The sequence below is a fragment of the Guyparkeria halophila genome, assembly GCF_034479635.1.
Taxonomy (GTDB): domain Bacteria; phylum Pseudomonadota; class Gammaproteobacteria; order Halothiobacillales; family Halothiobacillaceae; genus Guyparkeria; species Guyparkeria halophila.
On sequence record NZ_CP140153.1, the window covers coordinates 821,379 to 848,169 of the forward strand.

Annotated in this window: 24 protein-coding genes and 3 tRNA genes; 13 read left to right on the forward strand and 14 right to left on the reverse strand. The window is 65.8% G+C overall.

The genetic code is table 11. The annotated features are described in order from the left end of the window. Positions 1-37 precede the first annotated feature (37 nt). Complete coding sequence (locus SR882_RS03825) at positions 38-343, reverse strand: YciI family protein (protein WP_322522026.1); 306 nt, start codon at positions 341-343, stop codon at positions 38-40. Positions 344-377: 34 nt separating this feature from the next. Next, positions 378-956 (reverse strand): septation protein A, encoded by a 579-nt coding sequence (locus SR882_RS03830; protein WP_322522027.1) that lies wholly within the window; start codon positions 954-956, stop codon positions 378-380. 185 nt (positions 957-1,141) lie between these two features. Between SR882_RS03830 and SR882_RS03835 the strand changes: the two genes are divergently transcribed. The 7 genes from SR882_RS03835 to SR882_RS03865 all read left to right on the forward strand — a co-directional run bounded on the left by SR882_RS03835 (position 1,142) and on the right by SR882_RS03865 (position 6,844). Then, the gene (locus SR882_RS03835) at positions 1,142-1,759 is read left to right on the forward strand and encodes an L-threonylcarbamoyladenylate synthase (RefSeq protein WP_322522382.1); all 618 of its coding nucleotides are present in this window, start codon (positions 1,142-1,144) and stop codon (positions 1,757-1,759) included. Positions 1,760-1,766: 7 nt separating this feature from the next. Then, positions 1,767-2,423 carry a site-2 protease family protein gene (locus SR882_RS03840; protein ID WP_322522028.1) on the forward strand — a complete coding sequence of 219 codons (657 nt, stop codon included), beginning with the start codon at positions 1,767-1,769 and terminating at the stop codon, positions 2,421-2,423. Then, positions 2,413-3,273, forward strand: a complete 861-nt coding sequence (locus SR882_RS03845) for a segregation and condensation protein A (RefSeq protein ID WP_322522029.1) — start codon at positions 2,413-2,415, stop codon at positions 3,271-3,273. The genes SR882_RS03840 and SR882_RS03845 overlap by 11 nt, the downstream gene beginning before the upstream one ends. Next, positions 3,270-3,878 (forward strand): SMC-Scp complex subunit ScpB, encoded by a 609-nt coding sequence (gene scpB / locus SR882_RS03850; protein ID WP_322522030.1) that lies wholly within the window; start codon positions 3,270-3,272, stop codon positions 3,876-3,878. Before SR882_RS03845 ends, scpB begins: the two co-directional genes overlap by 4 nt. Positions 3,879-3,929: 51 nt before the next feature. Continuing rightward, entirely contained in the window at positions 3,930-4,895 is a 966-nt protein-coding gene (locus tag SR882_RS03855) for a bifunctional enoyl-CoA hydratase/phosphate acetyltransferase (protein WP_322522031.1), read from the forward strand. 134 nt (positions 4,896-5,029) lie between these two features. Further along, a complete protein-coding gene (gene pgm, locus SR882_RS03860) occupies positions 5,030-6,685 on the forward strand; it encodes a phosphoglucomutase (alpha-D-glucose-1,6-bisphosphate-dependent) (protein ID WP_322522032.1) in 1,656 nt (551 codons plus the stop codon). Between the two features lie 82 nt (positions 6,686-6,767). Continuing rightward, a tRNA-Arg gene (locus SR882_RS03865) sits at positions 6,768-6,844 on the forward strand. Between the two features lie 87 nt (positions 6,845-6,931). On the opposite strand, the gene SR882_RS03870 is transcribed toward SR882_RS03865, so the two are convergent. Continuing rightward, a complete protein-coding gene (locus tag SR882_RS03870) occupies positions 6,932-10,945 on the reverse strand; it encodes a bifunctional diguanylate cyclase/phosphodiesterase (RefSeq protein WP_322522033.1) in 4,014 nt (1,337 codons plus the stop codon). Between the two features lie 264 nt (positions 10,946-11,209). Next, positions 11,210-11,665, reverse strand: a complete 456-nt coding sequence (locus tag SR882_RS03875) for a methyltransferase family protein (RefSeq protein ID WP_322522034.1) — start codon at positions 11,663-11,665, stop codon at positions 11,210-11,212. A gap of 365 nt (positions 11,666-12,030) precedes the next feature. On the opposite strand from SR882_RS03875, the gene ovoA reads away from it, so the two are divergent. After that, positions 12,031-14,175: a 5-histidylcysteine sulfoxide synthase gene (ovoA, locus tag SR882_RS03880; RefSeq protein ID WP_322522035.1), complete on the forward strand. Its 2,145-nt coding sequence runs from the start codon at positions 12,031-12,033 to the stop codon at positions 14,173-14,175. Positions 14,176-14,206: 31 nt separating this feature from the next. After that, positions 14,207-15,418 carry a MalY/PatB family protein gene (locus SR882_RS03885; protein WP_322522036.1) on the forward strand — a complete coding sequence of 404 codons (1,212 nt, stop codon included), beginning with the start codon at positions 14,207-14,209 and terminating at the stop codon, positions 15,416-15,418. Here SR882_RS03885 and SR882_RS03890 read toward each other — a convergent pair. Further along, a complete protein-coding gene (locus tag SR882_RS03890; RefSeq protein WP_322522037.1) occupies positions 15,412-16,035 on the reverse strand; it encodes a hypothetical protein in 624 nt (207 codons plus the stop codon). The two genes, SR882_RS03885 and SR882_RS03890, sit on opposite strands and share 7 nt — an antisense overlap. Continuing rightward, complete coding sequence (locus tag SR882_RS03895; RefSeq protein WP_322522038.1) at positions 16,035-16,268, reverse strand: DUF2789 domain-containing protein; 234 nt, start codon at positions 16,266-16,268, stop codon at positions 16,035-16,037. Before SR882_RS03895 ends, SR882_RS03890 begins: the two co-directional genes overlap by 1 nt. A 143-nt stretch (positions 16,269-16,411) precedes the next feature. Here SR882_RS03895 and sohB point away from each other — a divergent pair, with 143 nt between their 5' ends. Beyond that, on the forward strand, positions 16,412-17,485 hold the full coding sequence (gene sohB, locus SR882_RS03900; RefSeq protein WP_322522039.1) for a protease SohB: 1,074 nt from the start codon (positions 16,412-16,414) through the stop codon (positions 17,483-17,485). A 32-nt stretch (positions 17,486-17,517) separates the two neighbouring features. On the opposite strand, the gene SR882_RS03905 is transcribed toward sohB, so the two are convergent. The 5 genes from SR882_RS03905 to SR882_RS03925 all read right to left on the reverse strand — a co-directional run bounded on the left by SR882_RS03905 (position 17,518) and on the right by SR882_RS03925 (position 21,608). Continuing rightward, positions 17,518-19,776 (reverse strand): glycosyltransferase, encoded by a 2,259-nt coding sequence (locus tag SR882_RS03905; protein ID WP_322522040.1) that lies wholly within the window; start codon positions 19,774-19,776, stop codon positions 17,518-17,520. Then, on the reverse strand, positions 19,773-20,849 hold the full coding sequence (locus tag SR882_RS03910; RefSeq protein WP_322522041.1) for a lysylphosphatidylglycerol synthase transmembrane domain-containing protein: 1,077 nt from the start codon (positions 20,847-20,849) through the stop codon (positions 19,773-19,775). The genes SR882_RS03905 and SR882_RS03910 overlap by 4 nt, the downstream gene beginning before the upstream one ends. Positions 20,850-20,947: 98 nt before the next feature. After that, positions 20,948-21,021, reverse strand: a tRNA-Cys gene (locus SR882_RS03915). A 6-nt stretch (positions 21,022-21,027) separates the two neighbouring features. Continuing rightward, positions 21,028-21,103 (reverse strand) — tRNA-Gly (locus SR882_RS03920). A 97-nt stretch (positions 21,104-21,200) separates the two neighbouring features. Further along, on the reverse strand, positions 21,201-21,608 hold the full coding sequence (locus SR882_RS03925) for a DUF1249 domain-containing protein (protein ID WP_322522042.1): 408 nt from the start codon (positions 21,606-21,608) through the stop codon (positions 21,201-21,203). Here SR882_RS03925 and SR882_RS03930 point away from each other — a divergent pair. After that, positions 21,607-22,302 carry a lytic transglycosylase domain-containing protein gene (locus SR882_RS03930; protein WP_322522043.1) on the forward strand — a complete coding sequence of 232 codons (696 nt, stop codon included), beginning with the start codon at positions 21,607-21,609 and terminating at the stop codon, positions 22,300-22,302. The genes SR882_RS03925 and SR882_RS03930 overlap by 2 nt on opposite strands. A gap of 4 nt (positions 22,303-22,306) precedes the next feature. After that, positions 22,307-22,813, forward strand: a complete 507-nt coding sequence (locus SR882_RS03935; protein WP_322522044.1) for a hypothetical protein — start codon at positions 22,307-22,309, stop codon at positions 22,811-22,813. A 2-nt stretch (positions 22,814-22,815) separates the two neighbouring features. Here the strand turns inward: SR882_RS03935 and dusA are convergent, their stop codons facing one another. The 3 genes from dusA to SR882_RS03950 all read right to left on the reverse strand — a co-directional run bounded on the left by dusA (position 22,816) and on the right by SR882_RS03950 (position 24,910). Beyond that, entirely contained in the window at positions 22,816-23,823 is a 1,008-nt protein-coding gene (gene dusA, locus SR882_RS03940; RefSeq protein ID WP_322522045.1) for a tRNA dihydrouridine(20/20a) synthase DusA, read from the reverse strand. Between the two features lie 53 nt (positions 23,824-23,876). Then, a complete protein-coding gene (locus SR882_RS03945) occupies positions 23,877-24,605 on the reverse strand; it encodes a sulfite exporter TauE/SafE family protein (protein WP_322522046.1) in 729 nt (242 codons plus the stop codon). Between the two features lie 89 nt (positions 24,606-24,694). After that, the gene (locus SR882_RS03950) at positions 24,695-24,910 is read right to left on the reverse strand and encodes a YjfB family protein (protein ID WP_322522047.1); all 216 of its coding nucleotides are present in this window, start codon (positions 24,908-24,910) and stop codon (positions 24,695-24,697) included. Between the two features lie 233 nt (positions 24,911-25,143). Between SR882_RS03950 and SR882_RS03955 the strand changes: the two genes are divergently transcribed. Beyond that, entirely contained in the window at positions 25,144-26,766 is a 1,623-nt protein-coding gene (locus SR882_RS03955; RefSeq protein WP_322522048.1) for a methyl-accepting chemotaxis protein, read from the forward strand. Positions 26,767-26,791: the final 25 nt, after the last annotated feature.

Consider the following 26,791-nt stretch of genomic DNA (forward strand, 5'->3'; position numbering starts at 1 on the left):
GTCTGGGGACGGTCTGTTTGGGTGGCGCCGCCCGGTGCTAGCCGGTGGCACCGAAAATCGGCTTGTAGGGTCGGACATCGACCGAGGCGTAGACCCCGCCGGCGTGAAACGGGTCCGCCTCCGCCCAGGCGCGAGCCGCATCCAGGCTTTCGAAGGCCGCGACGATCAGGCTGCCCGAGAGCCCCCGATCGGGATCGCCAGGATCGATCGGCAGCGGGCCGGCGGTGAGGATGCGACCCTCGCTGGTCATCGATTCGATGCGTGCGCGGTGGGCGTCGCGGTGCGTTGCCCGCAGCGGGGCGCTGTCGGCCACGTCATTGGCCACGATCATAAACCATTGCATCGGCGGTGCGTCCTCCGTTGCCGTCAGGGAGCGATCAGGGGCGTTCGTCACTATCCTGCGGGCCGGTGTCCGCCTGGACCTCGGCCGGGCGTTCGGCGTACAGGCCGAGGTAGAGCCCCTGCAGGATCATGAACACGAAGGTCATGCCCATCAAGCCGAACAGCTTGAAGTTGACCCAGAACGCCTCGGAAAACTGGTAGGCGACCAGGATGTTGGCCACGCCGGAAATCACGAAGAAAGCCACCCATGCCCAGTTGACGCGATGCCAGATGGCCCTGGGGACCTGAATGACATGTTCCATCATCCGCTGGACCAGCGGTTTCTTGCCGATGAACGCGCTGCCGAGAAAGACCAGCGCGAACAGCCAGTTGAGGATAGTGGGCTTCCACATGATGAACAGCGGGTTGTGCAGGATCAGCGTCATGCCGCCGAACAGCACGATCAACCCGGCCGAGACCCAGTGCATCCGCTCGACCTTGCGCCACATCAGCCAACCGGCGGCGATCTGTACCACCGAGGCCACCATGGCCACCGCGGTGGCGACATAGATGCCCTCCAGGTGGTAGGCACCGAAGAACAGCAGGATAGGGAAGAAATCGAACAGGAATTTCATCGTGTCTCGCGTAACGTTAAGGGCCCTGGAATCGAGGCCGGCAGGACGTGCCCGCGGCCGCTTGCAGTACACTAACATGGGCGTGAGGGCGCGGGGAGCGTGCCGTTTGGCCACCCGCCGCCCAGCCCTTAATCCGGGTTCGCCACCACTGCCATCCGACGCCACGAGGGTCAGCCATGACCAGAATGCTCGACATCCATCCCGAGACCCCCCAGCCGCGACTGGCCAAGCAGGCCGCCGACGCGATTGCCCGCGGGCAGATCGTGGTCGTCCCGACCGACTCGGGCTATGCGCTCGCCTGCCGCCTGGAGGACAAGAACGCGATCGAGCGCATCGGGCAGATCCGGCGTGACGACGGTATCCACCATATGACCCTGTCGGTGCGCGATCTATCCGAGCTGGGTGTCTATGCCAAGGTAGACAATGTCCAGTTCCGTTTTCTCAAGAACCACATTCCCGGCCCCTACACCTTCATCCTGCCGGCGACGCGCGAGGTCCCGCGGCGATTGCAGCACGAGAAGAAGCGCTCGATCGGCCTGCGGGTGCCTTCGCACGTGGTCCTGCGCGCCATCCTCGAGGCCCTGGATGCACCGATCCTGAGTGCCTCGCTGGTGATTCCCGACCTCGACGAACCACTGGACGATCCGGAGCTCTTCCCGACCGCGGTGACCAACCAGGTCGACCTGGTCGCCGGCGCGGGCTTTCTCGAACAGATTCCCGGCACGGTGCTCGACCTGACCGGCGACGACTTCGACGTCCAGCGCGAAGGGCTCGGCGGCGTGCCGCCCGAACTGGCGGACTGAGCCGGACGTGCTGGAGCTTTCGTTCCTGCAGAAGATCGCGATCGGCATCCTGCCGATCCTGCTGGCGGTGACCGTGCACGAGGCAGCGCACGGTTATGTCGCCAACGCGCTGGGCGACCCCACCGCCAAGCGGGCCGGGCGGCTGACGCTCAACCCGATCCCCCACATCGACTGGCTGGGCACGCTCGTCGTGCCACTGCTGATGTACCTGTTTACCCCGTTCGTCTTCGGCTGGGCCAAGCCGGTGCCCATCAATGCCGCGCGGCTGCGCAACCCGCGTCGCGGCATGTTCCTGGTCGCGGCGGCCGGCCCCGGGGTCAATATCCTGATGGCGCTCGGCTGGGCGCTGGTCACCGTGCTGGCCTTGAAGGGCCTCGACGGCGGCATGCGCTTTGCCGAGGCACTGGCCCTGATGGGGCAGGTGGGGATCTTCATCAACCTGATACTCGCCGTGTTCAACCTGTTGCCCATCCTGCCGCTGGACGGCGGGCGGATGCTGGTGGCCGTGCTGCCGGCGAGCTGGGGCGACCGGTTGTCCCGCCTCGAGGCTTGGGGGCTGCCGATCGTGGTGGTACTCCTGGTCAGCGGGGTGCTCTCGGCGATCCTGCTGCCGATCATGGGCACGCTGCTCGGCTGGTTCAACGCCTTGATCCATGTCCTCTGAAGGTCACATGCCGGCCAGCGATTCACGCCGCTGGGTCGATGCCACGCCGCGGGTGTCCGGCCAGCCGCTCGAGCAGTTGCCGCTGGATCTCTACATCCCGGCCGATGCACTGGCCATCTGGTTGGAGCAGTTCGAGGGGCCCCTGGATCTCTTGCTCTACCTGATCCGCAAGCACAACATCGACATCCTCGAGATCCCCGTCGCCCGGGTCACCGAGCAGTACCTCGACTACCTCGCCCTGATGAAATCGATGGCGATCGAGCTGGCGGCCGAGTACCTGCTGATGGCCGCCTGGTTGGCCGAGATCAAGTCGCGCATGCTCCTGCCGCCCGAACCGCGTGATGACGACGAGGAGGAGCCGCTCGACCCGCGTGCCGAACTGGTCGAGCGCCTGCTCGAGTACGAGCGCACCACTCGAGCCGCGGGGCTGCTCGACGAGCAGCCGCGGCGAGGGCGCGACTGGTTCGCGCTCTCCGTCGAGCCACCCGAGCACCTGCCGGCCCCGCCGGTGCCGGCGGATCTTGCCGGGTTGGTCGCGGCGATGAACGGGCTGCTGCGCGAGGGCAGCGTGCGTCGTGCCCACCACGTGCGTGCCGAGGGGCTGAGCATCCGCCAGCGGATGACCGACATCCTCGATGCGCTGGCGGATCGGGCGAGCTGCGATCTGGCCGACGTGTTTCACCCCGAGGAGGGGCGCATGGGGGTCGCGGTGACCACCGTGGCCGTGCTGGAGCTCGCGCGCACCCACGCGCTCGACTGGTCGCAGGAACACCCCTTCGGGCCCGTGACCTTGTTTCGCCTGGCCGGGACAACCCCCGAGCCGGCCGTTGAAGAGGAGATGCCCCGATGACCGATAGGCTGCCCCCTGGGGATCGTGCCGAACCGCCCGCGCCGTCGGGCAGCGAGCCGCCGGAAGGCCTGGTCGAACTGGTCGAGGCGTTGCTGCTGACGGTCGACGAGCCCCTGTCGCTGGAGGCGCTGGGTGCCATGGTGGGGCAGGAAACGGCGCCCGAGTTGCTCGAGGCCGCACTCGCGCAGGTGGCCGGGCGCTGGGAATCGCATCGTTTCATCGAGCTGAGCACTCGCGAGATCGGCGGGCGTCGCGTCTGGCACCTGGTCGCCACCGCGGCCGTCGCGCCGTACCTCAAGGCCGGCGATCCGGGGCGGGTGCCGAAGCTCAGCCGTGCGGCACTGGAGACGCTGGCCTTGATCGCCTGGCGCCAACCGATCACCCGCGGCGAGATCGAGGCGTCCCGCGGGGTGGCGGTGAATCCGCAGATCCTCAAGCAACTGGCCGAACGGGGCTGGGTGCGCAGCCTTGGTGTCAAGGACAGCCCGGGCCGGCCCGAGATGCTGGGGACCACGCGCAATTTTCTCAACGATTTCGGTCTGAATTCGCTGGCGGATCTGCCCGATTTCGAGCGGTTTGCCGGCCAGGACGATATCGATGTGTGAGCCGTTGTTTCCGGTCGACTACCGGCGTGCCGGCACCGACAGGAAGAGATCATGATGTCGCATTCCCCCGATGAAATCCGCAGTCTCGATCAGCTGCTTGAACAGGCACGCGCGCTGCCGCCAGCGCCGACGGCGGTGGTCGGGGCCGATGAGCCGCATATTGTCGAGGCCGCCCGGCATGCTACCGAGGCCGGCCTGATCGAGCCGGTGCTGATCGGTCGAGGCGCGCGCATCGAGGCTCTGATGGCCGAACAGGGCGTGGCCTACCCCGTCATCGACGCACTCGGGCCGGAACAGACCGCGAGAGCGGCGGTCGATGCCGTCGAGTCTGGCCGGGTGGGTCTGCTGATGAAGGGGGCGATTCACAGCGATGTTTTTCTGCGGCCGATTATCCGCGAACTGCGGCGCGGCCCGCGTATCTCGCACGTCTTCATGGCCGAGATGGCCAGCTACCACAAGCTGCTGTTCATCACGGATGCGGTGATCAATATCCAGCCGGACGTGCGCGCCAAGGCCGAGATCCTCCAGAATGCGGTCAACCTGACTTGGTGGCTGGGCAACAAACGGGCCCGGGTAGCGGCACTGTCGGCCATCGAGATGGTCAATCCGGCCATCCCCTCGACCCTGGATGCCGCCTGTCTGGCCAAGATGGGCGAGCGAGGCCAGATTGCCCATGCGCAGATCGACGGGCCGTTGGCCTTCGACACCGCGATCTCGGCCGAATCGGCGCGGATCAAGGGCCTGATCAGCCCGGTGGCGGGGCACGCCGACATTCTGTTGGTTCCGGATCTGGTCTCAGGCAATATCCTCTACAAGGATCTCGAGTATCTGGCCGGGGCACGTTTTGCCGGCATCGTCATGGGCGCCTGCGTGCCGGTGGTGCTCACCTCGCGGGCCGACCCCGAGGCGGTGCGGATCGCCTCGCTGGCGCTGGCCCGCGTGGCCGCGCATCGCCAGGCGCAGGTCGACCCGTTGCCGCCGTTGGAGTCCGGCAGCTGCGGTCATCCCGCTCATTGAGGCCGGATCGATTTCGCCCCGGCATTGGACTCACGGCCACCGGAGCCGGGGACCAACGACCTGGAACCCAGCCGTTTCAGTCGCTTTAACGTTTCACGACGTCAACAAACGTTCAGCCGAAGGACTTCTCATCCATGCCATTGCACGAACTAGCCGGCCAGACCCCGCCCCGTGACTTTCTCGTCGACGTGCCGCGTCTGATCAGTGCCTACTACCAGGGCGAACCGCTGGTGGAGGAGCCGTCGCAACGCATTTCCTTCGGCACCTCGGGGCATCGCGGCTCGAGTCTGACCGGCTCGTTCAACGAAGCGCACATTGCCGCCGTGACCGCCGCATTGGTCGAGTATCGCAAGGCCGAGGGCATCGGTGGGCCGATCCTGATCGGTTTCGACACGCATGCGTTGGCCTGGCCGGCGTTCATGACCTGTGTCGAGGTGCTGGCGGCTGCCGGCGTGCCGTTCCGCTATCAGCACGACAATGCGCCCACCCCCACACCGGTGATCTCGCAGGCGATCATCGCCGCCAATCGTCAAGGGGGCCAAGGTGGCCGGGGCGGGGCGCGTTGCGACGGCATCATCCTGACCCCCTCGCACAACCCGCCGGGTGATGGTGGTTTCAAGTACAACCCGCCGCATGGCGGCCCCGCGGACACCGGGGCGACCGGCTGGATCGAGCGTCGTGCCAACGAGTTGCTGGCCAATTGGCAGGCCATCTCTCGCCAGCCGTTCGACCGGGCGATCAAGAGCGGTGCGGCCCAGGGGGTGGATTTCATTCGCCCCTACGTCGAGGCCCTCGATACGGTCGTGGACATGCAGGCGATCGCCCGGGCCGGTGTCTCGATCGGCGTCGACCCGATGGGTGGGGCGGGTCTGCCGTACTGGGAGCCGATTGCCGAGCACTACGGCCTCGACCTGACCGTCGTCAATCGCCAGGTCGAGCCCGATTTTCGTTTCATCCCGCTGGACCACGACGGCAAGATCCGCATGGATTGCTCCTCGCCGTACGCGATGGCGGGTCTGTTGAAGATCAAGGATGGTTTCGACGTGGCGTTCGGCAACGACACCGATGCCGACCGCCACGGCATCGTCAGCCCCGAGGGCGGACTGATCAATCCCAACCATTTCCTCTCGGTCTCGATCGACTACCTGTTTGGCCATCGGCCCGACTGGCGCGGTGATCTCAAGGTGGGCAAGACGATCGTGTCGAGCTCGATGATCGATCGCGTCGCCGGCGGGCTGGGCCGTGAGGTCTACGAGACGCCGGTGGGCATCAAGTGGTTCCAGCCGGGCCTGACGGACGGCTGGCTGGGCTTCGGCGGCGAGGAGTCGGCTGGCGCGACCTTCCTGGCGCGCAACGGCGAGGTCTGGAACACCGACAAGGACGGGTTGACCATGGGGCTGTTGGCCGCCGAGATCCTCGCGGTGACCGGAGAGGACGTCTGGGCGCGCTTCAATCGCTTGATCGACCGCTACGGCCAGCCGTTCTACGCCCGCCGCGATGCCGCGTTGAGCGCCGAGCAGAAGGAGCGCTTCAAGGCACTCGATCCGAATCAACTCGCCATCGACCGGCTGGCCGGCGAGTCGGTCACCGGCGTTCGTACCCGCGCCCCGGGCAACGAGGCGCCGATCGGCGGTCTCAAGGTGGAGACGGCCAATGGCTGGTTTGCCGCTCGCCCGTCGGGCACCGAGCCGATCTACAAGATTTACGCAGAGAGCTTCCGGGATCCCGGTCACCTCGAGGAAATCTTCGCCCAGGCCGAGCAGGTCGTCGGTGAGGCATTAAACGGGTAGGAAGTCGGGCGGCCCATGGACGTGACGCGGCCAAGCCGCTATCATGCCGCCCTTGCCTGGTGAGGTCGCCTTCATCAGCAACGCGCCCGTAGCTCAGCTGGATAGAGTGTCGGCCTCCGAAGCCGAAGGTCACAGGTTCGAATCCTGTCGGGCGCACCAGATACGGTAATTTCGCATTGCCACGAAAAACGCCCCCGCAAGCATCGCTGCGGGGGCGTTTTTCGTGTGGGTGCGGCGTCGCCCCGATCAAGTCGCCGAGTTTAGATGGGCAGCGATCTGACGGTTGTGACGCAGGCAGGTGGTGAGTTCGTCGAGCGGCATCGGCCGAGCGAACAGGTAGCCCTGCAGTATGTCGCAGCCCCAGCCGACCAGGATGTCGCGCTGGGCCTCGGTCTCGATCCCCTCGGCGACCACCTTGATGCCTAGGTGGTGGGCCATGGAGATGACCCCCTGAACGATCGCGGCATCATCGGCGCTGTGCTCCACGCCCTGGATGAAACTGCGGTCGATCTTGATCTTGTCGATCGGCAGGTGCTTGAGGTAGCTCAGGCTGGAAAACCCGGTGCCGAAATCGTCGATCGACACGCTGATGGTGCTGTCGCGCAATTGGTGCAGGGTCTCGATGGCCGCCTCGGTCTCGTTCATCAGGATGCCCTCGGTCAGCTCGAGCTCGAGCCGACTGGCCGGCAGGCCGCTGAGTTCGAGCATCCGCCGGATGGTGGCGAGGAAATTGGGCCGATTGAACTGGATTGGCGATAGGTTGATGGCCACGCGGCCATCGTCCATGCCGTGGTCGACCAGGGTCTTCATGTCGCGGCAGGCACGCTCCAGTACCCATTCGCTCAGCGGGATGATCTGGCCGGTTTCCTCGGCGAGCGGAATGAACGTGGCCGGCGAAATCCAGCCGTGGGTGGGGTGATGCCAGCGCAGTAGCGCCTCGAGCCCGGCGATGCAGCGCTCCTCGCCCAGGACCAACGGCTGGTAGAAGACCTGGAAGTCGCCGTGCTCCAGCGCTTCCTGCAGGTCATTGCGCAGCCCCACCCGGTGGCGCACCTGGCTGTCGATCTCCTCATTGAAGATCTGGCAGGTATTGCGCCCCTGCTGCTTGGCCCGATACATGGCCATGTCGGCCTGCTGGATCAGGGACAGCGGGCTCTCCATGCCCGGTTCGCTGATCGTGATGCCGATGCTCGCGCTCAGGTACAGCTCGTGCTCGTCGATGCGGTAGGGGCGGCTGACTTCCGGCAACAAGCGCTCGGCGACCAGCAGTGCCTCGTCTTCACCGTCGATATCGGCGAGCAGGGCGACAAACTCGTCGCCACCGAAGCGTGCCAGGGTGTCCTCGGCGCGCATCTGTTCCTCGAGCCGGCGGGCCACCTCGATCAGGATCTTGTCGCCCACGGCGTGGCCGAGGCTGTCGTTGATCGGCTTGAACTCGTCGAGGTCGATGAACAGCACTGCTACGCGGGTGGCACGTCGGCGCGAGAGTTCGATGGTGTGTCGCAGACGGTCCTCGAACAGGCTGCGATTGCCCAGCCCGGTCAGGGCGTCGTGGGTGGCATTGAAGGCCAGTTGTGCCTCGTAGGACTTGTGGGCGGAGACGTCGTTCTGCAGGCCGACGAAGTGGGTGATCTCGCCGCGTTCGTCCTCGACCGGTGAGATGTGCAGTTCGTTCCAGAACTGGCTGCCGTCCTTGCGGTAGTTGCGCAGCAGTACGCGCACCGGCTGTCGAGCGGATAAAGCGTGGCGGATCTCCTCGATCGCTGCCGGATCGGTTTGCTCCCCCTGAAGGAAGCGGCAGTTGCGCCCGAGCGCCTCGTCGGCACGGTAGCCCGTGATCTGGGTGAAGGCGGCGTTGGTGTAGACGATCGGCAGGTCGGGTGCTTTCGCATCGGCGATGACCACGCCGTGAATGCTCGCCTCGACGCTGCGTTCAAGAGTGCGCAGGCGCCGTTCCTGGCGTTTGCGGATCGTCACTTCCTTGGCAATGCCGTAGGCGGCTTCGATTCGGCCGTTGATCACCATCGGCAGGAAGGTGACGTCGAATTCGTGCCGGCTGGTGTCGTCGTGCGTTACCGTCAGCTCGGCCACCTGGGTCCGTCCGCGCAGGGTGCGTTCGATCGCTCGCTGGATGGCGTCCCGCTCGGTCGAGTCGATCAACTCGATCAGCGATTGCCCCGAGAGCTCATCCTGACAGTGGGCCAGCATGGTCTCGGTGGCGTGATTGAAGGTGCGCAGCCGCCCCTGGCTGTCCAGCGAGAACACCGCATCCGGGTTGTAGGCGAACAGCGAGCGATAGCGTTGCTCGTTTTCCTCCAGGGCGGCGCGATCGTGATGGCGCTCGATGGCAAGCGAAACCAGATCCGCCGCGCGGGCGATCTGGCGTCGATGGGCCTCGGACGGCACACCGGGCCGATCCCGATAGCTGGCGAAGGTGCCGAGTACCCGGCCATCGGAAGCCAGCAGGGGGTAGGACCAGCAGGAGCGCAGCCCATTCTCGATCGCCAGTTCGGCAAAGCCGGTCCAGCGCGCATCCCGGGCAATGTCTTCCGTGAATGCCGGTTCCTTGTGGTGGGCGGCCGCGCCGCAGGCACCAATGTCGGTGATCGGGATCATGGTCATTGCCGCCCGATACGTCGTGCTGAGGCTGGGGGCGGCGGCCAGGTGCAGGTTCTCACCGGCCTCGTCGCTGAGCATGATCGAGCAGCGCGAATCGGGATCGTGCTCCTCCATCAGTTCGCACACCGAGACCAGCGTGTGCTCGAGCGACTCGGAGTGCAGGATCATCTGCTGGATGATCTGCTGGGATTCCAGCTCGCGGCGGGCCGTCGTCAATCGGCGGGTCTGCGTCAGTCGGCTCTGCCCCAGCGCGAGTAGCAGCACCACGAGGTACGTGACCGCGAGGGCGATCAGGGTCACCGCCGATGGCAGCATGGCAGCGATCGCCGGCTGCTGGTCATCCTCGAGATAGCTCGTGGCGGTCAGGGTCGGGCCGAACGGCAGGGTCAATTCCCGCTGGGCGAGCATGGCCCGGTGGTCGTGGTGGGTTGGGTCGCTGTAGATTTCGATGTGGGCGCCGTCGATGAAATCGAGGTGCACGGCAATGGGTTGGAGATGGGGCCGCATGGCGTTGTCGAGCAGCCGGTTGAAATCGAGCAGGGCGAGGAATTGTTGCTCGCGCCGTTGCGGATTGGTCATGGGTACGGCGACGAGGCTGGTGCTGCTGCCACGAGATGGGGTGTCGGCCAGCAACAGCAGCCGTGGCGACGGTCGGGCCTGGGAAAGCCATTCCCGTGTGCCCGGCTGTGAAAGCAACCGGGCGAGCAGTTCGTTGCCGCCGGGCCCCCGGCTGGACTGCCATACCGCCTGCTGTTGGTCATCCAGCATGGCGAGCACCTGCAGGCTCTCCATATCGCGCAGGTAGGTCGCTGCCTCGCGTTCACGGATGGATTCGGCCGTGGGCAAGCGGCCGATCAGTTGCCAGCGTTCGGCCAGGCGCCCCAGCGTCGTCACGTGGGCGGTGAGCACCTGTTGGCTGACGGTTTCCACCTGGTCGAGCTGGGCATCGCCGATTGCCTGCAGGTCGCGGTTGTGCAGCAAGGAGAGCTGGTACCACGCCAGCGCGGCGAGCAGCGAGCCTACCAACCCCGCCGCCACGGCCAACGTGCCCAGCTCCTTGAGGTCACCACGACGCAATCGGCTGGCGAGCAGCATCGCCCCACCGAAAAACAGGGTGAACAGCACCGCCACCCAGGCGGTCGTCGACTGGAATTGTAACCACGGTGTGTGGCCCCAGAGCATCCACAGTATCGAGATCACGCCGAGAAACAGCATTAACGTGCCGATCCAGCGCCAGGGGCGCCGCGCCAGACGCGAACGGCCGGGGATTATCAGGCCGATCGCGATCGCGGCCAGCAGCAGGGCCGCTTCGATGGAGAGATGCCCAAGGCCCTTGTGAGGGCCATCCATGGTGGCGGGGGGGTGGATGCCATTGACGGCGAGGCTATAGCCGACCAGCAGGAGGAGGGTCCCCCCGGCGGCCGTGTGCAGCATGCGCCACCCCTGCAGGTGCGCGCCGAGCCCGAGGCCGGCCAGCAAGGCCGCCAGGGCGCTCTCGCGGAGCAGTGGCAGACCCAGCGGACCCGGATCAGAGATCAGTAGCGGCGTGAGCAGGCCCATCGTGCCGATCGCCAGGCACGCAGCGACCACCATCAGCAGGTAGGACTTGGTCAGCAATGGACTGTCAGCGGCGGGCGTCATCGGGGCCTGTGGATGCACCGGTGGTTGTGTGGGCCAATCATTGGCAATCACTTTCCCGTCCGACGCGGCCGGTACGCTGCCAATGTTGAGCCACGCTAATGGTTTATCGGCTTGCGCACAAATCAAAGTTTCTTGGTGGGTTATTCACCCGAGATGGCATCAGCCGCAGCCTGGCGGTTGAAATGTCCCCGCTAACCCGGGGCGATGACCCAAGGCCGCCTTCGGGCGGGCCATGTCCCCGCCCACCTGCCCGCGGATACAGGATTAGAGCCAACGTCGGGTACGGGCGCGGTAAGCGGAATAACCGGCGCCGAACCGCTGGGTCAGGGCCCGCTCTTCGCCGCGGATCTGGAAACGATCAATAAACCAGACGAACGCGCCAATCACGACAAGCCCGCCCGGGTGGCCGAACCAGCTGACCACCCCCGCCAGCAGCAGCGCATCGCCCAGGTAGATCGGGTTGCGACTGAAACGGTAGATGCCGCTGGTGACCAGATGGCGGGTGCGTTCGGGGTGGATCGGGTTGATGGTGGTATGCGCCTGCCACAGCGAGACCAGCGCGGCCAGCATCAGCACGCCGCCGGCAAGGAAGAGCAGGCCGGCGAGCCAGGTCAGCCAGGTGCCATCGAGCGCAGCGGCTGGCCAAGCCACCGACAAGGCGTAGACGAGGGCGATACCGATCAGCAGGGCAACGGGCGGGGGAATCAGCTTGGTAAGCATGGCTGGCCTTTTACTGCGGATTGGGAACGTGTGTTTTCGCAGTCTAGGGAAACTCTGCACGATTCGATAGCGTCTCTGCGGGACCGCCAAGGGTCCAGAGGCAAGGCGGGATCGGATCGGCACGACACCGATCGGGTAGATGCAAGTCGGCACGAAGGGCGAGTCCGGGGACGGACCGCGCGACGCCGCAGACGGGCCCTTGGCGGCCCGCCGGAAGGGGTTTGGTTTATCCGCCGCGGAGCATGGCCTAAAGTTGATACCAGATTCGGTCGGACCTTCCCCGACTGTGATTCCCCCGCTGCCGGCCGCGGGCGCGTGGGGGCGACAATCACTGCCGAAAACGTGCCGTAATGAAGAGGATCGCCATGTTGTCCAGACTCAAGAGCCGCTCGGTCCTGCTGACCGGGACGGATGCCGAGAGCAAGCGCGAAGCGGTGCGTGCGTATTTCCACCGCACCATGGATACCTACGAAAAGCTGTTCGAGGTGCTCACCGACGACCAGGCCTTCTACGAGCGGCCCGAGCCGCTGCGCCATCCGCTGATCTTCTACTTCGGTCACCCGGCGACCTTCTACATCAACAAGCTGGTCACCGCGAAGGCGACCACGCGCATCGACCCGACGCTGGAGGGCATGTTCGCTATCGGCGTCGACGAGATGAGCTGGGACGACCTCAACGACGACCATTACGACTGGCCGTCGGTCGAGCGGGTACGCGAGTACCGCCGCAAGGTGCGTGAGCGCGTCGACCAGTTGATCTCCGAGCTCGACTGGACCCCGCCGGTGCGCTGGGAGGATCATCCGACCTGGTCGATCTTCATGGGCATCGAGCACGAGCGCATCCACCTGGAGACCTCCTCGGTGCTGATCCGCCAGCTCGACCTCGAATGGGTCCGACCGCACGACGACTGGCCGATCTGCGATGCGGCCGCGGCGACCCCGGCCGAGGCGCCGGTCAACGAGCTGCTCGAGGTGGCCGGTGGCACGGTGGTGCAGGGCAAGTCGCACGATGCGCCGCTGTACGGCTGGGACAACGAGTATGGCCACCTGTCGACCCGGGTGGATGCCTTCAAGGCCGGCCGCATGCAGGTGTCCAACGCCGAGTTCCTGGCCTTCGTCGAGGCCGGCGGCTACGAGACGCCCGAGTGGTGGACCGAGGAGGGCCGTCGCTGGCTCGACTTCCGCGGCGCCGCCCACCCGATCTTCTGGGTGCCGCGCGGCGGCTCCCAAGGCGACTCTTGGGGCTACCGGGCCATGACCTGCGAGATCGACATGCCGTGGGACTGGCCGGTGGACGTCAACTACCTCGAGGCCAAGGCCTTCTGCAACTGGCTGTCCGAGATCACCGGCAAGTCCATCCGCTTGCCGACCGAGCCCGAGTACGAGCGCCTTCGTCAGGTCGCCGGCGTACCGGACGAACCCGAGTGGGGCGAGCGGGCCCCGGGCAACATCAACCTCGAGTACTGGGCCTCGGCCTGCCCGGTCGACCGTTTCAAGCAGGGCGACTTCCATGACGTGATCGGCAACGTCTGGCAGTGGACCGAGACGCCCATCGATGCCTTCGAGGGCTTCGAGCCGCACCCGATCTACGACGACTTCTCGGTGCCGACCTTCGACAACCGGCACAACCTGATCAAGGGCGGCTCGTGGATCTCGACCGGCAACGAGGCCACCCGCGACGCGCGCTACGCCTTCCGCCGGCACTTCTTCCAGCACGCCGGTTTCCGCTACGTCGAGGGCGAGCCGGTGCGCCCGCCGGCCTCCAGGGAGGAGAGCTACTACGAGACCGACGCCCAGCTGGCGCAGTACTGCGACTTCCACTACGGCCGCTCGTACTTTGGCGTGGCCAACTTCCCGCGGGCACTGGCCGAGTACGCCCTGCGCCAGATGGAGGGACGCCACCACGGCGCGGCGCTCGACATAGGCTGTGCCACGGGACGCGCGACCTTCGAGCTCGCGCCGCACTTCGAGTCGGTCACCGGGCTGGATTTCTCGGCGCGCTTCGTCCAGATCGCCCAGGCGATGCTCGACGATGGCCAGATCGCCTACGCGCTGCCCACCGAGGGCGAGCTGACCGAGGACCGCGCCGCCTCGCTGGCCGCGCTCGGTCTCGAGCCGCGCGACAACATCGACTTCTGGCAGCAGGATGCCTGCAACATGAAGCCGCACTTCAGCGGCTACGACCTGGTGCTGGCCGGCAATCTGATCGACCGGCTCTACGATCCGGGCAAGTTCCTCGACGACATCGCCCGGCGCATCAACGCCGGCGGACTGCTGGTACTGGCCTCGCCCTACACCTGGCTCGAGGAGGTGACGCCGCGCGAGCGCTGGCTGGGCGGGTACGTCGAGAATGGTCGGCCGGTCTCCACGCTGGACACCCTGATCAAGCGCCTCGAGCCCAACTTCGAGCTGGTGGGTGAGCCGGCGGATATCCCATTCGTCATCCGCGACACGGCCCGTCGCTTCCAGCATACGGTCAGCCAGGTGACTGTCTGGGCCAGGAAGGGGTGAGCCGGTGAGCCGAGACGTGAGCAAGGCAGGCATGAGCCAGACCGACTTCACCCGGCTGGCCCAGTACCCCGGCTCGGGTTGCGAGAAGTACGACCGGCGCGCCGAGATCTTCGGCCGCGAGGACGTCATCCCCTTGTGGGTGGCCGATATGGACTTCCCCGCGCCGGACTTCGTTACCCAGGCGCTGGCCGCACGGCTGGCCGACGGGGCCTTCGGCTATGCCAAGCCCACCGCCGAGCACCTCAGTGCGATCACCGGCTGGCTTGCCGGCCAGCACGACTGGCACGTCGGCCCCGAGACGATCGTGCCCGTGCCCGGCGTGGTGCCGGCGATGGCGATGGCCATCCGTGCGTTCACCACGCCCGGGGCGCGGGTGATCATCCAGCCGCCGGTGTATTTCCCGTTCTTCCAGGTGGTGCGCGACCAGGGGCGCGAACTGGTGGAGAACCCGCTGGTCGAGCAGGCATCAGCCGACGGTGGCCGGCGCTACGTGATGGATTTCGCGGCGCTGGAGGCCCAGGCGCGCGAGGCGGAGATGCTGCTGTTGTGCAACCCGCACAACCCCGGCGGCCGGGCCTGGGATGCACGGGAGCTGGAGCAGGTCGTGGCCATCTGCGCCCGCCACGGCGTGATGGTGATGAGTGACGAGATCCACATGGACCTGACTTACCCGGGCATCCGGCACACGCCGTTCGCCCGAGTCGCCGATGCGGCCGGCTGTCGCTGGTTCACGGTCACCGCGCCGGGCAAGACCTTCAACACCGCCGGGATCGGCGGTGGCTATGCCGTGATCCCGGATGCCGCCATCCGCGAGCGTTTCGATCGCGAACGTCGCGGCATGCACCTGGGCGAGGGGTCGGTGTTCGGTCTGACCGCCTTGAAGGCCGCCTATACCCACGGCACCCACTGGCCCGACGAACTCATGGCGCATATCGCCGTCAATCGCGACCGGGTGATCGAGGCGGTCAGTGATCTGCCGATCGAGCCGATGTGGCCGGAGGCGACCTATCTCTTGTGGCTGGATTGCCGGGGGATGGGGCTATCGGATGCCGCGGCCGACCCCGAAGACCGGGCCCTGCAACGGTTCTTTATCGACGAGGCGGGGCTGGGTCTGAGCCAGGGGATCATCTTCGGCGAGGCCGGGCGTGGTTACATGCGCATCAATCTGGCCACGCCGACGCGGGTGATGGATCGGGCCATGGCCCAGCTGCGCCAGGCCGCGGTTCGGGTGTTTTCTCAGTAATGCCGACGCCGATCCCAGTCGGGATGACTCGGATCGAGTGTCAGTTCGCAGTGCAGTCGACCGCGCAGGAAGTCGGGGCTCGCGACCTGCCGGCTGGTGCCCCGGCGCAGCTCGCCTTGCGTGGCGACCAGCCGGGCACAATCGTTTCGGGCGTGGTTCGGGCATAGGCGGATTTCCATGCCGTCAAAGTAAGCCATGCCGGTGCGAGCTCGATAATCGCCATCCTGCCGCCGCAGTTCGAATTCGAGTGGCATCCCCGCCACCAGATCGAGCCCGACGGGTTCGCTACGCCGCCATTTGCCGCCGTAATGGAGCTCGGTGCGATCCAGCACGCACTGGACTCGTTCGCCGGGTCCGGCGGTGGCGCGGGCATGCGATAGCTCGGCGGCGCGGGCGGTGGCCTCGGCCTGACGTGCCTGGGCTTCCTGTCGGCGCGCCTCGGCCTGAGCCCGATCGACTTCCGCCTGTTTGAGACGCGCTTGCTGCTGGGCATCGGCATCCATGCGAACCCACTGCTCTTCCGGGATGCCGAGCGGGTAATGCGGGCCGCAGGCCGAAAGCAGGAGAGTGGCCGCGAGCAGTCCGCCGATGGCGAACCGCCGTTTAGTCGCCGGCATCAGTCGCGCAGTCGGGCATCGAGGTGATCGACGGCCTCGGCCCAGTCGGCGTCTTCGGCCAGCGATTCGCGCAGGAAGCGGCGCTGGTTCTCGTTCCAGAACGGCGCGTCGCTCAGTGCCACCTCGCTCGGCAGGGGGGAGTGGCGATCGATGAATGCCTCGATGTCTTCCTCGCCCGCGTCCAGGCCGAGTTGTTCGAACAGTTCACTCAGGGGGTGAAACGGTGGCTGCATGCGATCTCCTCCGTCGGGCTGGTGCCGGACTCGCGTGTGGATTTCCGTGTGGATGCTCTGGGCTCTCGCCCCGATTCTAGTCGCTTTTTCCGAGCCTGAAAGCCACGTCTATACTCCTCCCTTTTGCCCGGAGCAGATCATCCATGTGGCCAGAGTATTTCCTGTTTCTTCTCAAGACCCTGACGCTGGCGGTCGCCGTGATCTTCGTCGTGGCCGCGGTGGTGTCGGTCGTGGCGCAGGCGCGCAACACGCAGGCCGGCGACAGTCGGCTCAAGCCCTTGAAGATCCGCCGTCTCAACGACGAGATCGAGTCCCGCCGCAAGCAGCTGCGCGAGGCACTGCACAAAACCGACGCCGGCTGGAAGGCCAAGTGGGCCGATCTGCGCCGGCGCTTGCCCGGCAGCAAGAAGAAGGAGAGCGAGGCACCCACGGCGACCGAGGAAAAACCGGCAGAGGTGACAGAGGAGAAGGGCGAGGCGGAGGCATCGTCACGCACCTTCGTGCTGCGCTTTCATGGTGACATCCGTGCCTCGGCGGTCGAGGCCTTGCGCGAGGAGGTTAGCGCCGTGCTGCAGGTGGCGGAGCCGGGTCGTGACCGGGTGTTTCTGGTGCTCGATAGCCCCGGTGGTGTGGTGCCGGGCTACGGGCTCGCGGCCGCTCAGCTGGCGCGCCTGCGCAGCGCGGAGATCGAATTGATCGCGGTGGTCGACCGGGTCGCGGCCAGCGGGGGCTACATGATGGCCGCCGTGGCCAATCGCATCGTCGCCGCGCCGTTCGCCATCGTCGGCTCGATCGGCGTGGTCGCCCAACTGCCCAATATCCATCGGCTGCTCAAGCGCAACGACATCGACGTCGAGTTGCACACCGCCGGGCAGTACAAGCGCACCCTGACGTTGCTGGGCGAGAACACCGAGGCCGGGCGGGAGAAATTCCGCGAGGAGCTCGAGCAGACCCACGTGCTGTTCAAGGATTTTCTCAATCGTTATCGGCCGCAGCTGGACCTGGATAAACTCGCCACCGGTGAACACTGGTACGGCGAGGATGCGCTCGAGCTGGCCCTGATCGACGAGATCGGCACCAGCGACGACCTCGTCCTCGAGGCGGTGAACCAGGGCGATGCCTTCGAGATCACCCAGCCGATGAAAAAGCGCGGCCTGCTCAGTCGCCTGAGCGCCTCGGCCCAGGCGGTGTTGAGCGAGTGGCGCCAGCCGCTTTGAGCCGCGCGGGGCGAATGCCCCCGTGTGGGTGGTTACCGGCTCGACTCCTGCCGATCCGTCCGGAACTGGGCCAGGACCTGGGCGTAGGTCTCGGCCACATCGCGGGCGAAATGATCGATGGCGTGACGCCGGGCGGTCGTGACGGCCTGTGCGGCCATGGATCGGCGTAGCGCATCGTCCTCGATCAGCTGGCGGGTGGCGTTGGTCCAGCGGTCGATGTCCTCGGCGGTCTTGAAGCCGTTGCTCTCGTGGTTGACCACGTCATCAATGCCGCTGGAGCGCACCGCGACCACCGGCAACCCGGCGGCCATGGCCTCGAGGATGACCATCCCCTGGGTCTCCGATTTCGAGGCGAACACGAAGGCATCCCCCAGCTGGTAGTAGCGCGCCACCTCGTCGGGTGAAATCGCCCCGACCAGGGTGACCACCTCGGCCAGGTCCAGCGCGTCGATACGCCCCTGCAGTCGCTCGTGCTCGTCGCCATCACCGATGATCAGGCAGCGAAATGGCTGGTCGCTGCGACGACGCAGCTCGTCCATCGCCGAGATCAAAAAGTCGATGTTCTTTTCCCGGGAAAGCCGCGAGACGCTCACCAACACGCGCTCGTCCGATCCAATGCCGTGTCGGCGGCGTAGGGCTTCCACGGCCTCGGGTTCGTCGGCCTGGAAACGATCGAAGTCGATGCCGGTGGGGTGCACGTAGATCGGTGCGGTGACCCCGATCACCCGCAGGTATTCCTCCGCCGATTCGGTCGGCACGATCACCCCGTTGCAGCGATTGGCGAACCGCCGGATGGCCGTGTGCGCGATCAGGTTGCGGAACAGCGGGCCCGGTAGCGGCACGAAGTGCGAGTAATGCTCCAGGCGCGTGTGGTAGGTGAACACCGTCGGCACCTTGAGTCGCCGGGCGTGCCATTGAGCCGCCCAGCCGAGCCAAAACGGGTGGTGGATGTGGATCAGGTCCGGCGAGAAGGCCTTCAGTCCCCGTCGAATCCGGGGCGAGAGCGGGTTGGCCAGCCGGAATTCGCCGTTGCGCCCCATCGTCAGCAGCGTCGGGATACGGACCACGTCGGTCTTGCCGTCATCCGGGTCGGCGTAGCTGGGGGCGATGATCCGCACCCGGTGGCTTAACTGCTCCAGCCCGCGGCGTAGCCGGTCGATGGAGATGGGCACGCCGCCGATGAACGGCAGGTAGTTGTTGGTCACCATGGCGACGGACAGCGACCGGCCCGCCCACGGCGAGGTGTCCAGGTCGTAGTTCCGGTAGTAGTCGCGCTCGACGAAGATCGAGCTGTAAAGCTTGATCGCCAGCAGGATCAACAGGCCAAGTACCAGCAGGAAGTTCAGGTGGCCGACGTAGAACAGCGAGTGGATGAAGAACCACAGGCTCTCCAAGGTCTTGAAGACCTGGTGCTGGCCGATGTCGAGCCGCTCGACCGTGATCGACACGTTTTCGCCAGCCGTGTTTACGTCGACGTAGTGGTAGAAGCTGGTGTCGTCATTGAGCACCAGCCCGCCGGCGCCGCCGGTCACCACGTAGCGGACCCCGTCGCGGCTCTGCTCGTCGAACAGGTGCAGGTTGCTGGAAAACACTGCGTCGACGCCATGCGTGCGGAACAGGGCGTGGAGTCGATCGCGGAACGCCTCGTCGGTGAGGTACTGGTCGTCGAAATCGAGCGGGCTTTTCTGGGTGGTGCGGAACATCGGGTGGCCGATGAACACGAAGCGATGCGCGGCTGACGGGTCACGCAACTGCTCCTTGAGCCAGTGAAGCTGGAAGGGGTAGGTGTCCGGGTCGGTGCTGTCGAGGAACAGGAACTGGCTGCCGCCGGCGCGAAAGCCGAAAAAGTACGGGCCGAAATGTTCGTAGTAGTTGAACGAACCGAAGGCGCCGCTTTCCTTCTCGCCCACCGTCAACAGATAGGGCATTTCCAGGTGCGATAGCGTGCGGTACAGGGCGCGATACTTGTCCTCGCCGCCACCACTGACCGCGTTGCCTGCCGAGACCACGAAATCGAGCTCCGCGCGATTGAGCCGCGGGACCATCTTTCGTTCGAACAGGCCGACCGAGTTGTTGATATTGCCGACGACGGCGAAATGCAGCTCGTCATCAGTCGGACCATCCGTCTGATCCTGAATGCGCTCGATCTGCTCGGCGTGGACCGCGTGATACGTGGTCTCGAAGATCGACAAGTAGATGCGGTAGCCGACCAGCAGCAGGATGGCGATCAGCGTCAGGTAGAAGGCCAGTTTCAGTCGGCGCGGTGTCAGCTTGTTCGACAACCGGCTCATGAAGCGCCCCGCCGCGTGGCGGCAATTTCCCGCTGGGTGACGAACAGTCCGATCAGCATGCCCAGGTAGATGGTCAGCGCCCGCCAGGCCACGGTCACCAACACCAGGTGCGAGGCGGTGACCACGTCACGGAAGAAGTAGCCGAATACGCCCTCGGCAACGCCCGAGGCGCCCGGCGTGGGGGAGAAGTACATCACGAAGGTCGTCATCACCATGCGGCCGATCACCAGCCAGTAGTCGAAGCCGTAACCCAGGGCCCAGAAGAGCAGGGCGGGGAAGGAGAACAGGGCCAGGAGGAAGATCGCCGTGAAGACGAACGAGGCGGCGATATCGAGCCGGCGTCCCTGGAAATAGCGGACGAAACCGTGGGCGAATTGCTGCAACTCGCGCACCAGCCGGTGGCGCCAGCGATGATGTCGTCGCGGGCTGATCAGGTGCAGCGCTCGCAGCGCCTTGAGTACCCCCAGCATCGGGCGCAATAGCCAGTTGCTGCGCATCACCAGGATCGTGAAGAATCCCAGGTAAAGCACGACCGACACGCTCAGGGTAATCACCAGCGAGTCGCTCTGCGCCGCGCCCTGGGCGCCCGGAAGCGTCACCAGCAGGATGGGCGTGGCACCGAAGATGAACAACACCGCGAGCGCCGTGCGAATCGTGGTGGCCGTCAGTCCGGTGCCTACCGGCACGCCGCGGCGGCGCATGAACCAGACCTGGGCCACCCCGCCGCCGGTGGCCAGCGGCGTGATGTTGGAGACGAAGATATTGAGAAACACCAGCCGGGCCATCGCCGACAGCGGGATCGAGTGACCCAGTGCACGCAGGGTGAACCACAGGCGCAGGCCGTCGGCGACAAAGTAGACCAGCAGCAGCGCCAGGCTCGCCAGTAACAGCTGCCAGCCGAGCAGACGGGCGTCCCAGTGGATCTCGTGACCGGCGACCTGCGAATAGACCGCCCAGATCCCCGCCGCGCTCAGCCCGATGAACAGCAAGGCAAACCACGCCAGCCGGCGGCCACGAAAGGTCGGCTCGTCCTGGATCTCGAAGCGTTCGGGCTGGCGGTGGGGATCGGTCATTGCGGATTGTGCCGGGCGATGTGCCCATCGGCCGGGCCGTTTGCAGCGGACACAGAAAAACCCGCGCGAGGCGGGTTATCCGTGACATACATCAGTGTTGGAGGCTGGACCCGGAGTCGAACCGGGGTAAACGGATTTGCAATCCGGTGCATAGCCACTCTGCCATCCAGCCGAAATCTGGAGCGGGAAACCGGATTCGAACCGGCGACCCCAACCTTGGCAAGGTTGTGCTCTACCAGCTGAGCTATTCCCGCTTGAGGGGGCGCAATTTTCATCAGGAACCGCCCCCGTGTCAAGTCGTTCGTCGACGGCGTCCGACGGGTGTGGTTCGCGTCATCTCGCCGCCAATCGTCAATGACGACGAAGTCGCGCCAATAACCAACGCTGCAACATGCGGTTGCGCGACTGGCGTGCCCGGTTACACTCGGTGCGGTCGGCCTGCAGGCAGGAGGCCGGGTGACGCGGGTCGTGCAGTTCGGCCGAACGGGCGTCGAGGTAGATGCGCACCCGCAGGGTCACCGGGCGATGGTGGGAATCGAGCACCTCGTGGTCGGTGAACGCCATCTCGAGCGTGAACCGGCCCCGCTCGGTCACCCGCGCAACCACCGAGAACCCCAGGGTGAACTCGTCACCCGGAGTCAGGCGCCGTAGGTCGCCGAGCAGGCGGCGAATGAGGATATAGTTCTGCTCATAGAGATCCATCAACTGATCGAATGGATCGTGCTCGATGGAATGAGGAGTGCCGGTGTTGAGATTCATGACCGCCAGTGTAAGCAAGCGCCGCGCGAATAGGAATGCCGCCGGGCGGATGCCCGATCGTCGTTGGCTTCGACCGACGCCGGCCGCCTGGCCGTTGGCCGGCATCAGCGTGCTGGTCATGTGGCTGGCTGCCGGCAGTGCCGCGGCCGATGTCTACAAGTACCGCGATGCCCAGGGCGTGGTGCATCTGACCAACGTGCCGCAGCAGTCGGCCGACGAACCCTACGCGCTCTGGCGCAAGAGCGAGGCGACCAAGCCCAAGGGGTGGCAGGATGGCTACCGCGTCATGCCTCGCCTGGTGCATGACCGCTTCGTCGAGCCGGTCAACCGCTTCGCCGGCCTGTACGGTGTGGATCCGACCCTGATCCGCGCGGTCATCCATGCTGAGAGTGCCTTTCGACCGGAGGTGGTCTCCCCCAAGGGGGCTGGCGGGTTGATGCAACTGATGCCGGGCACCGCGGCGCGCTTCGATGTGGTCGATCGCTTCGATCCCGAGGACAACATCGCCGGCGGCGTGGCCTATCTCGCGCTGCTGCTCGAGATGTTCCAGGGGGACCGCGAGCTGGCCGTGGCGGCGTACAACGCCGGTGAGAATGCGGTCAAGCGCTACGGCGGCATTCCGCCGTACGAGGAAACGCGCACCTACGTCAAACGGGTCATGCAGTTGCAGGCGGCCTACGCCGGAGCGGGATGAGGCGATGACGCCCGATGAACGCCGCACGAGCCCGGATCTCGCGGTGGAGGAGGGAAGGCTGGCGGCGTTCCTGGCGCAGCAGTCGGCCTTGGTGCTGGCGGTGACCCCGGAGGGGGAAAGCCTGCCGGAGATCGGCACGCTGCCGTTCGTCCATCACGAAGACGCCTTGTGGGTGCTGGTCAGCGAGTTGGCCGCCCACACCCGGCCCCTGCTCGAACGGGGCGAGGCCCGTGTTGCCTTGCTGGCGGATCAGTCGGCCACCCGCAACCCCTTCGCCCGCGAACGCGCCCACTGGGCAGCGCGGGTCGAGGCCGTCGACCGCGAGGACGAGCGCTTTGCGGTCATCACGGCCGCCCTGCAAGAGGGCCACGGCAAGACGGTGGAGCTGCTGTGCGGGCTGGGTGATTTCCACCTGTTGGGTCTTCGTCCGGGGGCAGGCAGCTACGTCAACGGTTTCGGCCGTGCGTTCGAGCTCGACCGCTTCTCAATCGTCGCGCAACGGCGGGGCTAGCCTCAGCGCAGCAACTCGATCGCCTCGTCGATCACGCTCGGATCGTCGGCGCGCCGGGGCGACTGCTCGCTCAGGTGGCGGCGGTAGGCGCGGGCGCCGGGGCGGCCCTGAAAGAGGGTCAATATCGGCTTGATCAGGGTGGGTAGGCGTGTGCCGCGGGCGATCTGGGCCGCCGCGTAGTCTCGATACGCCAGCAGGGCGGTCAGCCGGTTGGCGGACTGTTCGCCATCGAACAGGGCCGCATCGATGTCGGCCAGCAGGCCGACGTTCTGGTAGGCCGCTCGGCCCACCATCACGCCATCAACCTCGTCCAGTGCGCCCTGCATCGACTCGACGGTGGTCAGCCCGCCGTTGAGCACCACGGTCAGATCCGGTCGCTCCCGCTTGAGCCGCGTGGCGAACTCGGGACGCAGCGGCGGCACGTCGCGATTCTGCTTGGGCGACAGCCCCTTCAGCCAGGCCTTGCGACTGTGGACGATGAACACCTCGGCCCCACCTTGTTCGGCAACGATGTCGACGAATTCGCGGAATTCATCAAAGGTTTCCTGGTGATCGATACCGATGCGGCTCTTGACCGTCACCGGCACGTCGACCGCCGCGCGCATGGCGGCAATGCACTCGGCCACGAGCGTCGGTTGCGCCATCAGGCAGGCGCCAAACGCCCCGTTCTGCACCCGGTCGCTGGGACAGCCGACATTGAGATTGATCTCGTCGTAGCCCCAGTCGGCGCCGATCCGTGCCGATTCGGCCAGCGCCTGGGGATCGGAACCACCCAGTTGCAGCGCGACCGGGTGCTCGGCGTCATCGAAGCGCAGATGACGTTCGACGTCGCCGTGTAGCAACGCCCCAGTGGTCACCATTTCAGTGTACAGCCGGGCATGGCCGCTCAGCTGGCGGGCAAGGAAACGGTAATGCCGATCCGTCCAGTCGAGCATGGGCGCCACGCAGAACCGCCACGGGCTGGGCGACTGCGTTGCGGTACTGGCGGTAGGGTGGATCGAATCGGTCATGGCGGCGCAGGCTCTTTCAGGGAGCGGCATTGTAGCGGTGGAGGCGCCAGACGTCAGGGCAGCAGGGCCTTGATGATGGCGCTTACGCCCGCGATCGCCGCGATGCCGAGGATGATCGGACGCAGGGCGCCGAACGGGATGCGGTTGATCAGGTGTCCCGAGGCGATAAACCCGATCAGGGTGCCCGGCAGCATGGCGGCGAACAGCCACCACTCGCGCGTGGCAATAAAGCCGCTGAAGAACAGGGCCACGGCACTGGCTAGGCTCGCGAACAGGAAGAAGGCCGACAGATTGGCCCGCACCAAAGGGCCTTGTTCGTTTTGGTAGATCAGGGCGATCGGCGGGCCGCCCACCGCGGTGATGGTGCCCATGTAGCCTGACGCGGCGCCGGCGATCACGCTATTGCGCGGGTTGAGGGCCGGGTGGATGCCGATCACGCTCAGGAAAACGGCCAGCAGGATCAGGATGCCGAAGGCCAGCTCGAAGCCGCGCGCCGTGAGCAGCGCCAGGGTCGCGACGGCGAGCAGGGTACCGACGATATCGCCGCCGATGGCGAATCGCACCGGGCGAAAGCTCAGGCTCGAGCGGCTGCGCCACAGGATCAGGACGGTCAGTAGCACGGCATTGAGGATCAGCGGGCCGGGCAGAAACAACGGGCTGATCAGAAAGAGCAGTGGCGCCGACAGGGTGCCAATGCCGTAGCCGGCCAACCCCTGCAGGAAGGCGCCGGCGAAAATGGCGAGGTTGGCCAGCAGCAACTGAAGAAAGGTGATGTCGTCCACGGGACCTCGCAACGAAAAATCCCCGGCGGGGCCGGGGATGACGGAACCGTTGGGCTACCGCTCACGCGACGGCGCCAAGGTGGGATGGATCAGGCGAAGGTGTTGATCTGACCGCCGACCGGACCGTTGCTGGTCGCGGTGCTGGACTGACCGCCACTGTCACCGATTGAATCGATCAGCGGCGCCATCGCCTGCTCCTGCGTCTCCATCGCCTGTTTCTGTACGCGTACACCCACTTCCTGTGCCAGCTGTGCGTTCGCCATGGCAGTTTGCATGCTGCCTGCGGCGGATACCGAGTCGGCCATGATGCCTCCTCCGTCGAAACGTGTGTTTATGGGCCTATCACCAGTTGTGAGCACGCCCCGCCCACGAACAGTGTACGCTGCTCCGTCTTCGAATTCACCCTCGCTGTAATGGCATGCTGGCGCCGTTTTATAAGGGTTTGCTTATTTGCATGGGTAGGCTAAAGGTTTACCTGCCTCGGCCGAAAAGGCGCATGAAACGACATTTCGCAAGTCATCGGTTTCAAGGAGTGCTAATGAACCGGCTGAATAACACCACCAAGATCCTCCTGGCGTTCGCCGTGTCCGCCTTGCTGTTCATCGGGGCACTCGGCTATGCGCTGATCCAGATGGATTCCATCTCCGAGCAGTATCTGCAGGTTCAGCATCAGGACAACGCCCGCGTCGGGGCGCTGCAGGACATCATGAGCAACGGCCTTCTGGGTGGTGTGGCGACGCGCAACAAGGTGTTTCGTCCCAACCTCGAGGCGGCGATCAAGGTCACCGGCAAGACCGACGAGGTCGTGCGTGCCGCCTTGGCCGAGGCCCGCTCGTTGACCTCGCCGGACCACACCGAGGCCCAGGGGCTGATGGATGACATCGAGGCGCGTTGGGAGCGGGTCATGGCCGCCCGCCTAGCGGTGTTCGACCAGGTCAATGCCGGCAACATCGAGCGTGCCCAGCAGATCCTGGTGCAGGACGAGCACCCGGACTGGCAGCAGATCCGCAAGAACATCCAGTCGCTGATCGCCACCGCCAAGGAGCGTGAGGACGCGCGCACCGAGGCGGCCGAGGAGCACATGCTCGAGGCGCGTGCGGCCACGCTGGTGATCGGTGCGGTAGCGCTGGGCGTGGGTATCTTCCTGCTGGTGCTGGTGATGGCGAACTTCACCCGACGTATCCACCATGTCATCCATGCAATGGAGGACATTGCCGAGGGCGAGGGCGATCTCACGCGGCGCCTGCCGGTGACCGGCAATGACGAGTTCGCCAAGCTCTCGCGGGGCTTCAACCGTTTCGTCGAGCGTATCCATGACCTCGTTCACGAGATCACCGACTCCACCGGTCAGCTCGCCGCCTCGGCCGAGGAGATGTCGATGATCACCCAGCAGTCGCGCGCGAGCACCCACGAGCAGAACGAGCAGACCCAGATGGTGGCCTCGGCGATCGAGGAACTCACCGCCACCACCCGCGAGATTGCCGAGAACACCAACCAGACGGCCAGTGCCTCCAACGAGACCGAGGAGGTCACGCACAACGGCCAGCAGGCGCTCAAGCGCTCGATGGATACCGTCCACGAACTGATGGGCTCGATGCGCAATACCGCCGAATCGATCGGTGAGCTCGAGTCGCAGACCAAGGACATCGGCAAGGTGCTCGACGTGATCCAGGGTGTGGCCGAGCAGACCAACCTGTTGGCACTGAACGCCGCGATCGAGGCGGCCCGCGCGGGCGAACAGGGCCGGGGCTTCGCGGTGGTCGCCGAAGAAGTCCGCAACCTCGCCAGTCGCACGCAGCAGTCGACCGAGGAGATCAAGGGCATCATCGACGGCCTGCGCGATCGGGCGCATCGAACGGTCGAGGCGATGGAAGTCAGCCAGTCACAGGGCGAGGCCACGCTGGAGGCGGTCAACGAGACCGACGAATCGCTGGATGCGGTGGTGCGCCACGTCAACCACATCAACGAGATGACCATGCAGATCGCCACCGCCGCCGAGGAGCAGTCGGCCACGGTCGAGGAGGTCAATCGCAACCTCGAGCGCATCCGCGCCAAGAGCGAGGAGCTCGACGACGCCTCGAAGCAGGTATCGACCGCGGGCGGCGATCTCACCCGGTTGTCAGCCAACCTCGATGGCCTGGTCAATCGCTTCAAGACCTGAGGCGATATCGCGTGACCCACGAACG

Bases quoted from the DNA above. Each gene is read 5' to 3' on its own strand.
- scpB (WP_322522030.1), top strand. From the start codon at position 3,270: ATGACCGATAGGCTGCCCCCTGGGGATCGTGCCGAACCGCCCGCGCCG.
- dusA (WP_322522045.1), bottom strand. From the start codon at position 23,823: ATGACCGATTCGATCCACCCTACCGCCAGTACCGCAACGCAGTCGCCC.
- SR882_RS03910 (WP_322522041.1), bottom strand. From the start codon at position 20,849: ATGACCGATCCCCACCGCCAGCCCGAACGCTTCGAGATCCAGGACGAG.
- pgm (WP_322522032.1), top strand. From the start codon at position 5,030: ATGCCATTGCACGAACTAGCCGGCCAGACCCCGCCCCGTGACTTTCTC.
- SR882_RS03870 (WP_322522033.1), bottom strand. From the start codon at position 10,945: ATGACGCCCGCCGCTGACAGTCCATTGCTGACCAAGTCCTACCTGCTG.
- SR882_RS03890 (WP_322522037.1), bottom strand. From the start codon at position 16,035: ATGCCGGCGACTAAACGGCGGTTCGCCATCGGCGGACTGCTCGCGGCC.
- SR882_RS03905 (WP_322522040.1), bottom strand. From the start codon at position 19,776: ATGAGCCGGTTGTCGAACAAGCTGACACCGCGCCGACTGAAACTGGCC.
- SR882_RS03845 (WP_322522029.1), top strand. From the start codon at position 2,413: ATGTCCTCTGAAGGTCACATGCCGGCCAGCGATTCACGCCGCTGGGTC.
- SR882_RS03830 (WP_322522027.1), bottom strand. From the start codon at position 956: ATGAAATTCCTGTTCGATTTCTTCCCTATCCTGCTGTTCTTCGGTGCC.
- sohB (WP_322522039.1), top strand. From the start codon at position 16,412: ATGTGGCCAGAGTATTTCCTGTTTCTTCTCAAGACCCTGACGCTGGCG.
- SR882_RS03955 (WP_322522048.1), top strand. From the start codon at position 25,144: ATGAACCGGCTGAATAACACCACCAAGATCCTCCTGGCGTTCGCCGTG.
- SR882_RS03885 (WP_322522036.1), top strand. From the start codon at position 14,207: ATGAGCCAGACCGACTTCACCCGGCTGGCCCAGTACCCCGGCTCGGGT.
- ovoA (WP_322522035.1), top strand. From the start codon at position 12,031: ATGTTGTCCAGACTCAAGAGCCGCTCGGTCCTGCTGACCGGGACGGAT.
- SR882_RS03930 (WP_322522043.1), top strand. From the start codon at position 21,607: ATGACCGCCAGTGTAAGCAAGCGCCGCGCGAATAGGAATGCCGCCGGG.
- SR882_RS03935 (WP_322522044.1), top strand. From the start codon at position 22,307: ATGACGCCCGATGAACGCCGCACGAGCCCGGATCTCGCGGTGGAGGAG.
- SR882_RS03895 (WP_322522038.1), bottom strand. From the start codon at position 16,268: ATGCAGCCACCGTTTCACCCCCTGAGTGAACTGTTCGAACAACTCGGC.
- SR882_RS03925 (WP_322522042.1), bottom strand. From the start codon at position 21,608: ATGAATCTCAACACCGGCACTCCTCATTCCATCGAGCACGATCCATTC.
- SR882_RS03875 (WP_322522034.1), bottom strand. From the start codon at position 11,665: ATGCTTACCAAGCTGATTCCCCCGCCCGTTGCCCTGCTGATCGGTATC.
- SR882_RS03835 (WP_322522382.1), top strand. From the start codon at position 1,142: ATGCTCGACATCCATCCCGAGACCCCCCAGCCGCGACTGGCCAAGCAG.
- SR882_RS03855 (WP_322522031.1), top strand. From the start codon at position 3,930: ATGATGTCGCATTCCCCCGATGAAATCCGCAGTCTCGATCAGCTGCTT.
- SR882_RS03950 (WP_322522047.1), bottom strand. From the start codon at position 24,910: ATGGCCGACTCGGTATCCGCCGCAGGCAGCATGCAAACTGCCATGGCG.
- SR882_RS03825 (WP_322522026.1), bottom strand. From the start codon at position 343: ATGCAATGGTTTATGATCGTGGCCAATGACGTGGCCGACAGCGCCCCG.